The organism is Brevibacillus massiliensis (assembly GCF_000311785.1).
Taxonomy (GTDB): domain Bacteria; phylum Bacillota; class Bacilli; order Brevibacillales; family Brevibacillaceae; genus Brevibacillus_C; species Brevibacillus_C massiliensis.
Window position 1 is genome coordinate 123,788 of sequence record NZ_HE978537.1, and the last position, 11,092, is coordinate 134,879.

General features: G+C 56.0%; 12 protein-coding genes and 2 pseudogenes. 2 read left to right on the forward strand and 12 right to left on the reverse strand.

What is annotated here, in order from left to right:
- Positions 1-67 precede the first annotated feature (67 nt).
- The 7 genes from def to HGBM_RS08090 all read right to left on the reverse strand — a co-directional run bounded on the left by def (position 68) and on the right by HGBM_RS08090 (position 6,418).
- Positions 68-547 (reverse strand): peptide deformylase, encoded by a 480-nt coding sequence (def, locus tag HGBM_RS08060; RefSeq protein ID WP_019120584.1) that lies wholly within the window; start codon positions 545-547, stop codon positions 68-70.
- A gap of 13 nt (positions 548-560) precedes the next feature.
- On the reverse strand, positions 561-2,999 hold the full coding sequence (gene priA / locus HGBM_RS08065; RefSeq protein ID WP_019120585.1) for a primosomal protein N': 2,439 nt from the start codon (positions 2,997-2,999) through the stop codon (positions 561-563).
- On the reverse strand, positions 2,996-4,243 hold the full coding sequence (gene coaBC, locus HGBM_RS08070) for a bifunctional phosphopantothenoylcysteine decarboxylase/phosphopantothenate--cysteine ligase CoaBC (protein WP_019120586.1): 1,248 nt from the start codon (positions 4,241-4,243) through the stop codon (positions 2,996-2,998). The genes priA and coaBC overlap by 4 nt, the downstream gene beginning before the upstream one ends.
- Positions 4,244-4,353: 110 nt before the next feature.
- A complete protein-coding gene (gene rpoZ, locus HGBM_RS08075) occupies positions 4,354-4,560 on the reverse strand; it encodes a DNA-directed RNA polymerase subunit omega (RefSeq protein WP_019120587.1) in 207 nt (68 codons plus the stop codon).
- A gap of 5 nt (positions 4,561-4,565) precedes the next feature.
- Entirely contained in the window at positions 4,566-5,186 is a 621-nt protein-coding gene (gene gmk / locus HGBM_RS08080; RefSeq protein WP_019120588.1) for a guanylate kinase, read from the reverse strand.
- A 60-nt stretch (positions 5,187-5,246) separates the two neighbouring features.
- Positions 5,247-5,507, reverse strand: a complete 261-nt coding sequence (gene remA / locus HGBM_RS08085; RefSeq protein ID WP_019120589.1) for an extracellular matrix/biofilm regulator RemA — start codon at positions 5,505-5,507, stop codon at positions 5,247-5,249.
- A 23-nt stretch (positions 5,508-5,530) separates the two neighbouring features.
- Positions 5,531-6,418: a YicC/YloC family endoribonuclease gene (locus HGBM_RS08090; RefSeq protein ID WP_019120590.1), complete on the reverse strand. Its 888-nt coding sequence runs from the start codon at positions 6,416-6,418 to the stop codon at positions 5,531-5,533.
- A 177-nt stretch (positions 6,419-6,595) separates the two neighbouring features.
- On the opposite strand from HGBM_RS08090, the gene HGBM_RS08095 reads away from it, so the two are divergent.
- Both HGBM_RS08095 and HGBM_RS08100 read left to right on the forward strand, forming a co-directional pair.
- Positions 6,596-8,326 carry an Rqc2 family fibronectin-binding protein gene (locus HGBM_RS08095; protein ID WP_019120591.1) on the forward strand — a complete coding sequence of 577 codons (1,731 nt, stop codon included), beginning with the start codon at positions 6,596-6,598 and terminating at the stop codon, positions 8,324-8,326.
- A gap of 70 nt (positions 8,327-8,396) precedes the next feature.
- Complete coding sequence (locus HGBM_RS08100; RefSeq protein WP_019120592.1) at positions 8,397-8,792, forward strand: hypothetical protein; 396 nt, start codon at positions 8,397-8,399, stop codon at positions 8,790-8,792.
- A gap of 246 nt (positions 8,793-9,038) precedes the next feature.
- On the opposite strand, the pseudogene HGBM_RS26990 reads toward HGBM_RS08100, so the two are convergent.
- The 5 genes and pseudogenes from HGBM_RS26990 to HGBM_RS08125 all read right to left on the reverse strand — a co-directional run.
- Positions 9,039-9,317, reverse strand: a pseudogene (locus tag HGBM_RS26990) (hypothetical protein); the annotation flags it as partial.
- A gap of 185 nt (positions 9,318-9,502) precedes the next feature.
- Positions 9,503-9,820, reverse strand: a complete 318-nt coding sequence (locus HGBM_RS08115) for a metal-sensitive transcriptional regulator (protein WP_051029638.1) — start codon at positions 9,818-9,820, stop codon at positions 9,503-9,505.
- Positions 9,821-9,926: 106 nt separating this feature from the next.
- Positions 9,927-10,166, reverse strand: a complete 240-nt coding sequence (locus tag HGBM_RS08120; protein ID WP_019120596.1) for a hypothetical protein — start codon at positions 10,164-10,166, stop codon at positions 9,927-9,929.
- A pseudogene (locus HGBM_RS32445) lies at positions 10,135-10,293 on the reverse strand (DUF5063 domain-containing protein); the annotation flags it as partial. The gene HGBM_RS08120 and the pseudogene HGBM_RS32445, both read right to left, overlap by 32 nt.
- A 48-nt stretch (positions 10,294-10,341) precedes the next feature.
- Positions 10,342-11,082: an AAA family ATPase gene (locus HGBM_RS08125; protein ID WP_019120597.1), complete on the reverse strand. Its 741-nt coding sequence runs from the start codon at positions 11,080-11,082 to the stop codon at positions 10,342-10,344.
- Positions 11,083-11,092: the final 10 nt, after the last annotated feature.

Below are 11,092 nucleotides of genomic sequence, written 5' to 3' on the forward strand. Positions count from 1 at the left end.
GCGCCTCCAGGCTGGCCACGGCGAAGTCCGGAGTTCCCATGAACAATATACGTAAGCCGCTCAACCGTTATTCCCCTTCCTCATCCTTGGAAATCGGATAGACGCGATCAGCGATATCGATGAAGAGTACGCCATTGAGATGATCGATTTCGTGCTGGGCGCAGCGGGCGAGCAAATCCTCTGCCTCCATCTCGAACGGATTGCCGTTGCGATCCTGGCCGCGCAGTTTTACCCACTTGTGGCGGCGCACGTCACCGCGCAGTCCGGGAATGCTGAGGCAGCCTTCCGGATAGTTGTTTTGCTGCTCGCCCTTGTACTCGACTATCTCCGGGTTGACTACTTCGATCAGTCCGTCGCCGCAGTCCATGACGATCGCCCGCTTCAAGATTCCGATCTGGGGAGCGGCAAGGCCTACTCCGTCATTTTCGTACATGGTTTCCGCCATATCGTCCAGCAGCTTGTGGAGATTGGCATTGAACTTGGTCACTTCTTTCGACTTTTCCCGCAGGATCGGATCAGGGTGTTTCACAATTGTCCGAATGGCCATCTTTACTTTCCTCCTATATCAACATCTGCGGGTCGACGTCAATGGTCGCCAACACCTGATGTTGTTTCATCCAGTCGTCAAAATGAGCGGTCGTCTGCGCCAGCAGCTCAGTCAATTTAGGCTCATCACGATATTTTATCATGAGTTGAAAGCGAAATCTATCTTTGATCCGGGCGATCGACGAGGCTACAGGTCCGAGCAGCACCGTGCTTTGGGCCAATCTCGGACGCAGGTAGTCGGCGTACAACTCTGCCGCGCGAATCACTACCGGCACATCTTCGTGCGAAAACGTGATCAGCACCAGGCGGTAGTATGGTGGGTAACCACTCTGTTTGCGAAGTTTCATTTCCGTCTGAAAAAACGCATCGTAATCGTGCCGGCTGGCGTACTGAATACTGTAGTGTTCCGGAGTGTAGGTCTGGATCACCACATCGCCGGCCAAATCGTGCCTCCCCGCCCGTCCCCCCACTTGGGTGAGCAGTTGAAACGTCTTTTCCGCCGCCCGAAAATCCGGCAGGTGAAGGGACGTATCGGCGGCGATCACGCCGACCAGCGTGACCCGGGGGAAATCCAGCCCTTTGGCAATCATCTGCGTCCCCAGCAGAATATCTCCCTGCCCGGTGCGAAACTTGGTCAGCAGGGCTTCATGCGCTCCTTTTCGGGAAGTCGTATCCACATCCATGCGTATCACGCGAACCCCCGGAAACAATCCTGCCAGCTCCGCCTCGATTTTCTGCGTTCCTGTGCCAAAAAAGCGAATGTGCGGACTTTGACAGTCCGGGCAGTGGTCCGGCTGGCGGATCGTGTACCCGCAGTAATGGCAGCGGGCCGTATGGTTGGTCCGGTGGTAGGTGAGCGAGATGTCGCAGTGCGGACAGGAGAGCGTGTAGCCGCAGGACCGGCACATGACGAAGGTGGAAAACCCCCGCCGGTTGAGAAACAAGACGATCTGCTCCTGTTTTTCAAGCCGCTGGGCAATCATCTGATACAGCGTCCGGCTGAACATCGAGCGATTGTCTGAGCGAAGTTCCTCCCGCATATCGACCACGTGGACGGGCGGCAGAGGGTGGCTTCCCACCCTCTCTTTCATGGTAAGCAGATGGTATCGTCCGCGTGACGCCAGCGCGTACGTTTCCAATGCGGGCGTGGCGCTGCCCAGGATCAGCACGCCACCGGCCTGCCTGGCCCGCCACATCGCCACGTCGCGAGCGTGGTAGCGCGGAGTCTCTTCCTGCTTGTAAGAGCCTTCGTGCTCTTCGTCGATGACGATCAGCCCCAGCCGCTGGAACGGAGCAAACACCGCCGAGCGGGCCCCGACCACGACCTTGACTTCTTGCCGATGGATTTTGCGCCACTCGTCATAGCGCTCCCCGGCAGACAGCGCGCTGTGCAGGACAGCCACCCGATCGCCAAAGCGGGATTTGAACCGCTCTACCATCTGCGGAGTCAGGGAGATCTCCGGAACGAGGAAAATCGCTTCCTTGCCCTGGCCGAGAGCGTGTTCGATGGCAGCTATGTACACTTCAGTCTTCCCGCTGCCGGTCACCCCATGGATGAGAAACGCGCCGAACTTCCCGGCGTCGAGGGTTTCGGTGATCGCCGCGAGACTTTGCTGCTGCAGCGGCGTCAACACGTGCCGAACCGGCCGGGAAAACGCTCTGTCGGCGTAAGGGTCGCGCAAAACCTCCTGCTGCCAGATGCCGACCCAGCCCTTTTTCTCCAGGCTCGTCAAAACGGATCGCGACGCGCCGGTCAGCTCCAGCAGCTCCGACACGGCAAGCGGCTCCCTGCGCTCCGCGAGCAGGGCGAGTATCTGTCGCATCCGCTCGGCCCGCTGCGGCAGCGACCGGACCGCCTTGTCCAGCTCCCCCTCGGGCAGCAGCAGCTTGGCATAGGCGACACGCTTGCTCGTAACCCTGTCCTTTACATGATACTCCGTCTCTACCCAGCCCGCCTTGATCCAGCCGGGCAGCAAAGGGTACTCTTCGGGAAATCGCTTTTCCGCTTCTGCAAGCGACATGGTCTTCTGCCGTGACAAATAACCCAGCAGGGCAAACTGCCGGCTGACCGTCTCAGTCAGCCCTTCTGCCGCGCGCAAATGCTTCTCGGCCTTCCCTTTCAACACAGACGGCAGCATCGCCTGGATGGCCGTAATCCACGGACACAGATATTGACGGCTCATCCATTCGGCAAGTTGCAGCAGTTCTTCCGTGAGCGGCGGCCGGTCGTCCATCACCTCGGCGATTTCCCGCAGCTTTCGGCCCTCGGCTGCACCGGGAGACAGCTCGCCGATGCCGACGATAAAGCCCTGCAGCCTGCGCGGCCCGAACGGTACAATCACCCGGCTGCCCACCTCGGCCAAGGGCATGAGCCATTCCGGGATCAGGTAGTCAAACGGGCGGTTGGTGCGGGAGACAGGGACGTCAACGACGACCTGTGCAACCCTGTTCATGCGTCTGTCAGGGAATCGCCCGAAATTTTGGCCAGCACGGCATCCAGCAGCTTGTCTGCGACGTCCCGTTTGCTCATGATCGGCAGGGTGACCTTTTCGTTGTCTTTGGTCAGTATTGTGACGATATTGGTATCCTTGCCCATCCCGGCACCTTCCTCCAATACGTTGTTGGCAACGATCAGGTCAAGATTTTTCCGCTCCAGCTTCTCTTGGGCGTAGTGCAACAGATCCCGGGTCTCGGCGGCAAATCCGACGACAAACTGCCCGGTTTTGGCCTGTCCCACGGCAGCCAATATATCCGGGGCCTTCTCCAGCTCGAGGGTCAGCTCGCCGTCCTGCTTCTTCAGCTTGTGAACGCAAGAGGTCTTCGGCCGGTAGTCGGAAACCGCTGCCGCCTTGATGACGATATCGCTTTCACCCAGCACAGCAAATACCGCATCGTACATCTCCTGCACCGATTCGACCGGAACGAACACAACCCCCTCCGGACGCGGCAGGGCGGTCGGTCCGCTGACCAGCACCACCTCGGCACCGCGGTCACGCGCCGCCTCGGCGATGGCGTAGCCCATCTTTCCCGACGAGTGATTGGAGATGTAGCGCACCGGATCGATCTTCTCCCGAGTCGGCCCGGCGGTGATGAGAATCCGTTTGCCGGTCAAATCCCGTCTGGCAGTGCCCGCTTGTCCCGTCTCCTCCCGAGCAAAAAAAGCGGCTGCCGCCTCGAGGATCTCTTCCGGTTCAGCCATTCTGCCTTTGCCGACCCAACCGCAGGCCAAAAGGCCGACGCCCGGCTCGATAAAGCGGTACCCGTCCTCGGCCAACCGCCGCATGTTCCGCTGGACAGCTGGATGCTCGTACATGTTGACGTTCATCGCCGGGGCGACCATCACCGGGGCCTTCGTCGCCAGCAGGACCGTTGTCAGCATGTCATCCGCGATGCCGTTCGCCAGCTTGCCGATCAGGTTGGCCGTGGCCGGAGCGACAATGATCAGGTCGGCCCTGTCGGCCAAATCGATATGGGCGATCACATTCGGGTCTGGTTCGTCAAAAGTATCCGTATGGACGGGCAGGTGGGAAAGCGCCTGGAACGTAAGCGGCCCGACAAACTTCCGGGCATTTTCAGTCATGATGACGTGGACGCGGGCTCCCGCCTGTGTCAGCTTGCTGGTCAGCGCCGCAGCTTTATAGGCGGCAATCCCCCCGGTAACGCCCAAAACGATGGTTTTTCCGGTCAAAGACTGCATGGCATGTTCTCCTCTCAATCCAGATCTGCTTCATCGCTTTATGTAAGGAAACTTCTGCTGGAAAAGGCACTTCCTGTTCAGTAAGAAAAAACAACCTGCGGTGAGGTTGTTTACTTGCGCGTACTGCTATTCTCGTAGATCAGTTTGTCGGAGATCAACTCTTCCAAAGCCTGACCGACGTATTTGCTCGACTTCGGTTTTTCCAGCTGCGTCTGATGGGTCTCTCTTAACCGGCGGGCGCGCTTTGCCGCAACCGTCACCAGCACGTACTTGCTATCGACCTTTTCCATCAACTTGTCTATCGAAGGATACAGCATGACTTCTAGTCCCCCTTGAGCCATTTGCGATATTTATTGATTTGCCGCTCTTTTTTCAGGTGTTCGGCAGTGATGATCGCCTCGATGCTCCGGCAAGCGGATTCGATCCGATCATTGACTACGACGTAATCGTAGTTGTCCATCATTTCGATCTCTGTGCGGGCAATGCTCATCCTGCTTCTGATCGAGTCTTCCGTTTCGGTGCCGCGTCCGACGATCCGGTTTTGCAGCTCTTGCAGATCGGGCGGAGCGAGAAAGAGAAAAATCCCCTGGGGAAACTTCTCCTTGACCTGCATGGCGCCCTGGACTTCGATCTCCAGAATCACATCGCGTCCGCGAGCCAGCGTTTGTTCGACGAAGCGGCGCGGAGTTCCATAGTAATTGCCGGAGTACTCGGCCCACTCCAACAATTCGTCGCGCTCGATCATGCGGGCAAATTCGTCTTTGGTCTTAAAAAAGTAATTCACCCCGTCTACTTCGCCCACCCGGGGTGATCGCGTCGTCGCAGATACGGAGTACACCAGATCCGGCATTCTCTTTCGCAGGGCGGCGCAGACCGTTCCCTTGCCTACCCCCGACGGCCCGGACAGAACCAGGAGAAGGCCATTGTCAATATCCATGCTCATTTGTTCAACTCCCTATAAGGCGGTCCAAAAAGGCGGCTCCTCTTCGGACTGATCATCTCTTTATTCGTCGGATTCGTCGTCTTTGGCGCCCAGCCGCTGCGCCACGGTCTCAGGCTGCACAGCCGACAGGATGACGTGATCGCTGTCCGTAATGATTACCGCGCGCGTCCGCCGTCCGTAGGTCGCGTCGACCAGCATGCTGCGGTCGCGAGCCTCCTGGATAATCCGTTTGATGGGAGCTGACTCCGGACTTACGATAGAAATAATTCGATTCGCGTTTACAATGTTCCCAAAACCGATATTGATCAACTTAATGGCCATGCTGACAGCCTCCCCTTCTTTCCTCACTCGATGTTTTGAACCTGTTCTCTCATTTTTTCCAGTTCCGTCTTCATCTCGACAGTGAGGCGTTGAATAGGTAAGTAATTCGCTTTTGAACCGATCGTATTGGCTTCCCGATTCATTTCCTGCAACAAGAAGTCAAGCTTGCGTCCCACCGCTCCCGTACCCCCGAGCAGTTCGGAAAACTGCGCACAGTGACTGCCGAGTCTCGTCGTCTCTTCGGAGATATCGACGCGTTCGGCAAAGAGAGCTGCCTCCTGTACGACGCGCTGCTGATCAAATGGAAAGGCTGTCTCACGAGACAATTCGGAAATGCGCTGCTCCAACCGCTTCACGTACTCGTCTTTGACGAATGGAGCCAATCGCCCAATTTCCCTGTTCCAATCGGCAATGCGCACCAAGCGCTCCTGCAAGTCACGCTGCAGCTTCTCGCCCTCGGACTGCCTCATGACCACCAGGTCGGCAGTCGCCCGGGCCACCAGCGGCAGCAGAATCTCCGCCAGTTCCTCCGCTGTCATCTCCATTTCCTGCTCCTGCCTGATGATGCCGGGCAGCCTGAGCAGGTCACTTACTTCCAAGGGCTGCTTGAGCGAAAACTTCAGCTGCAATTGACGGGCCATCTGGACGTACTGTTCGGCCAACTCCCAATCAAGCGACAGTCCGCCGGATTGCCCCGACCGCTTTTCTATGGTAATGACGGCCTCCACGCGGCCGCGGTAGACCTGCTTAGCGATTTGCTGCTTGATTCTATCCTCCAGCACCGCCCAGGTCCGAGGCATGCGAACGATCACTTCGCCGTAGCGATGGTTGACGGACCGCATCTCCACGGCCAGGTGCATGTCCCCCCGCATTTCCTCTTGTCGGCCGTATCCTGTCATACTTCTGATCATGGATTTCACATCCAGAGCCTTGGTAAAAGCCTCTTAAAATCATTATATTATTATAGAAGAGAAAGCTTGCCAGTGTCAACTCGGCCAGCCCGCGCCACAGAAGTGCTTAGCGGGATACCCTCCGGTGTGTTACACTAACAGGAAAACGCGCAGCGTGTCAGATTGAGGTGAACCCATATGGCGTTTGACGGAATCGTCACTCGCGCCGTCGTCCACGAACTGCAAAAGCTCGTCGGCGGCCGCATTACCCGCATACATCAACCCCATACAAGCGACATCGTCCTTACGGTTCGAACGCAGGAGGGCAGCGTCAAGCTGCTCCTGTCCGCCAACCCCACGTACCCACGGCTGCACCTCACCAGCGAGGAGTTCGTCAATCCGCAGATCGCTCCCATGTTTTGCATGCTGCTGCGAAAGCACTGTGAGGGCGGATGGATCGAAGCGATCAGCCAGGTAGACACCGAGAGGATCGTCCACATAGACGTAAAGACCCGCGACGAATTGGGCGACACGGCACACAGGCGTCTGATCGTCGAGATCATGGGGCGCCACAGCAACATCATCCTCGTCGATCCGGCTAGCGGCACCATCCTCGACGGCATCCACCACGTCACCCATGCCATTAGCCAGTATCGCCAAGTTCTTCCCGGCCGAACCTATACGGCACCGCCGGAACAGCATAGAAAAAATCCGCTGACGGCGACGGAACAAGACTTTTTGCTGGCGCTGCAGTGGAACGCGGGCAAGCTGGACAGACAGCTCGTCGACGCCTTTAGCGGCATCAGCCCGCTCTTGGGCAGGGAAATCGTCTACCGGGCCGGGCTCCCTACACGCGAGGCGCTGTGGCAAGCCTTTTCCGTTCTATTCCGGCGGATCAGACAGCACGAATACACGCCGATGATCGTGCTGGCAAACGACCGGGCTGCCTTTTCCGTTGCGGAACTGACTCATTTGAGCGGAGAGTCGATCAGCTTTGAGTCGGTCAGCAGCTGCCTGCAGGCGTTTTACCAGGAAAAAGCCCTGCGGGACACGGTGAAACAGAAAGTGCACGACCTGATCCGGATCGTCACGACGGAAAAGCAGAAGAATGAAAAGAAGCTGGAAAAACTGCAGCAAACGCTGGACGAAGCCCAGGAAGCGGAACGCTTTCGCCTGTACGGCGAGCTGATTACCGCCAACATGCACCAAATCAGCCGCGGCGATACCGAACTGGTCGCCGTGAACTGGTACGACGAGGCGGGAGGTACGGTGTCCATCCCCCTCGACCCGCTGAAAACGCCTTCGGAAAATCTGCAAGCGTACTACAAGCGGTACAACAAAGCAAAGAACAGCGTCCAGATCGTCCAGGAACAGCAGCGGCTGGCCCAGGAAGAGATCACTTATCTGGACGGACTGCTGGTCCAACTGGATCACGCCTCGGTCGCGGAAGCCGAGGAGATTCGCGAGGAACTGACGGAACAGGGCTACCTGCGCCATCGCGGCAAGAGTGGCCCGCGAAAGAAAAAAACGGACCGGCCCGAGCTGGAAACCTACTTCTCGAGCGAAGGCATCCCGATCCTGGTTGGCAAAAACAACAAACAAAACGACTACCTCACCAATAAACTGGCCCATGCCCACGATACGTGGCTGCATGCCAAGGATATCCCCGGTTCGCACGTCGTCATCCGCGCCCGCGAGTACTCGGAAGAGACTCTCCGGGAGGCCGCCAACCTCGCCGCTTATTTCAGCAAGGCCAGGCACGGCAGCCAGGTACCGGTCGACTACACGTTGGTCAAGCACGTAAAAAAACCGTCCGGGGCCAAACCTGGATTTTGCATCTACGAGCAGCAGCGCACGCTTTACGTCACACCGGATGAAGCCCTGGTAAAAAAACTGCGAATCCGGCCTGGCGTAAATGTGAGCGAATAGGTGGACCGAGGAAGTCCATACTAAGATTGGAGAAAAGGGAAGCTCAAGACCGACTAAAGGAGATTGGTCAATGAACGTGATTGGAATCGTGCAAACAGACCTCAATGAATTCAACATATTGTTTGAAGCAGAGCGAAAGCACCGCCGCGGGCAGGATGATGATCATCAGCAGGATGACCAGGACAGCGGACAGGATGACGGCGGCGATTCCTCCGGGATTGAAGATCTCTTCGGGCTCGGCGGCAGCGGCCAAAACCAGAACGGCGGCGACGGCGGGCAGGGAGCGCAGGAGATGACGGTCCGGATCAAAGGGGTGCCGGAAGGGCAAAAAGCCACCTTTTTGCAGATGTATCAGATCATCCAGGACGCTAAACAGATCACGGATCTGGAAAAGCAGCTGACGATCGTCAGCCGGGGCGATAACAACAACGACCAGCAGCAGCAGGGACAGGATCAAAAGCACTGAGCTTGCCCGATTGACAGGAGCCGGATTTCCCCAAGGAGAACCGACTTCTTTTTGCTTGGCACAAAGACGCCTCACTATCAGCTTACCAGGCGCTTTCTGGAAAACCGGAAAGCCATGCTTGACGAATTATTTCACGATCCGACTTAAAGACCACAAGCAAGAAACCGGACCTCCTGGGCTTGAGCAGGATTGAAAAACCGGGTGCGGTGTACAGAAATCAAACGGTGCTGCCCTTGGCCAGATGCTTCATTTCACATCGACGACAAAAGGGACGGTGATGACTTCTCCGTTATGTTGAAACTGTCCCCATATCTTGTAGGTGCCGCTTCGCGGAAACGCTGTCGCGAACTGTGCCAGCGGTCCGGTTGTCTGCTCGTTTTGCGGGTGAACATGCAGGTACTGCTCCGCATCGGCCGATAAGATCACCACGTGGCCGACAGCACCCAAATAAGGTTCCAGGTCGTCGATGCCCCGCTTGGTCCTGGCGTCGCGAATCGAAAACGTCAGCGTAACGTCGTCTTTCGCTTAAGGATCATTCTCTGCTGCATGGCTGATCACTCCATTCGTATTTCCCGGTGGATTTGTGACGGACGTTTATCCGCTGCGGTCAAAGCCGCGCCATCGCCCTCCTTTTTACTATAGCCCTGTACCCTATTTTATATCCAAAAGAAAAAAGCAGCATTCCTGCTGCTTCCCCCTCTATATGATCGTTATCTGATCAATTTATTCATCGTTGTCATCAGTTCTGTCAACACGTCCGTATCGCCTTCCTGGATCCGCTCGATGACGCAGCTTTTCAAATGATGCTCCAGCAAGAGCTTCCCAACGCCGTTTAAGGCTGATTGAACGGAGGCGATTTGATTCAATACGTCGTCACAATAGGTGTCCTTTTCAATGAGTCCTTTGATGCCGCGCACCTGGCCTTCAATTCGATTCAAGCGGTTGATCAAACTGTTTTTCACTTTATCCGAATGATGGCTCTTCCGGACGGGCTCTTCGTTTGAGCAGCAGCCCGCTTCCTGATCCATCGCTTGATCCGGCATCTCCATTTCTACGCTCATGCGGCTCGCCTCCTTTTCTTTTATTATACGATACTCCCACCCCCTATTTCAATTCTGTCCCCTGACGTCTGGCTTACCTGTCCCTGAGAAGTCCCGCGTCTGGAGCGATTTCTTTCGTTTTCGAGACAAGCTCACGAAGCATGTGTACTCCTTCCCTTGTTTTGTCTTCGTCGGAAGAGATCAGCGTCACGATCTGATCGATTCTTTTCTTGTCTTCTTGCGGTTTGACTGGAAATCCATCTGCCGTCGCTACTGCCTTTTTCTCATTGATACAGGATTCCTCATTCCTGGCAAACAAGACTTGATTCAACATGGTTCGAAGACAGCACCCACTTCCATCCCTGCCTGTTTTGCAATACGGAATGCAAAGCGCGCAGGGCGTCCACCGCGTGACTGCCCCAGTGGGCGTAGAAATGGAAACGCCAGTGCCATACAGCCTCTGCCTTTTCATCCCAATAACACTCGTATTGACCAACCGTCCAAGAGGATCAGTTCTCTTCATCGCGAAACAAATCCGCTAAAAACTTCTCCGTCCTGTTCAAAAATCCTTTGGTTATCTGGTAATGCTCCGTGTCTTCGTACCTAACGCTTTCAATGCCGTCGGAATCAAAACTGAAAATCTTTGCGTCTGGATAACCCAGAAGAATGGGCGAGTGGGTCGCGATGATGAATTGGGCATTCCCGCCGTTCACCAGTTGATGAATCAACCGCAAAAAGGCGAGCTGACGTGCAGGTGACAGCGCCGCCTCCGGTTCGTCCAACAGGTAGATCCCCTTGCCGCCAAATCGGTTTAAAAACAGCGATAAAAAGGACTCTCCATGGGACTGCTCGTGCAACGACCTTCCGCCGTACCCCCGATAGTTGAAAGAGGGGTCATCCTTGGCAAGCCGGTCGAGATAAGTGGCAAAATGATAAAAGCTTTCAGCCCGTAAAAAGAACCCCTGCGTGATTTTTGGCAGCCAAGAAAGGCGAATGTATTCTCCCAATGCGGCTTGCGAAGAATCCACGTTGTAGTAGTTGTTTTTTCCGCCGCCTGCTGTATGAAATCCGCATTGATAGGCAATCGCCTCCAGTAATGTAGACTTTCCAGAGCCGTTTTCCCCTACAAAAAAGGTTACTCCATTCACGAAATCCAATGTATCCAAACCTCTTATGGCCGGAATGGAAAACGGATAGGTTTCTTCATCTGTGATTTTATCTTTCAGAAGAGTCACGCTTCGCAAAAACAAATGAGCCACC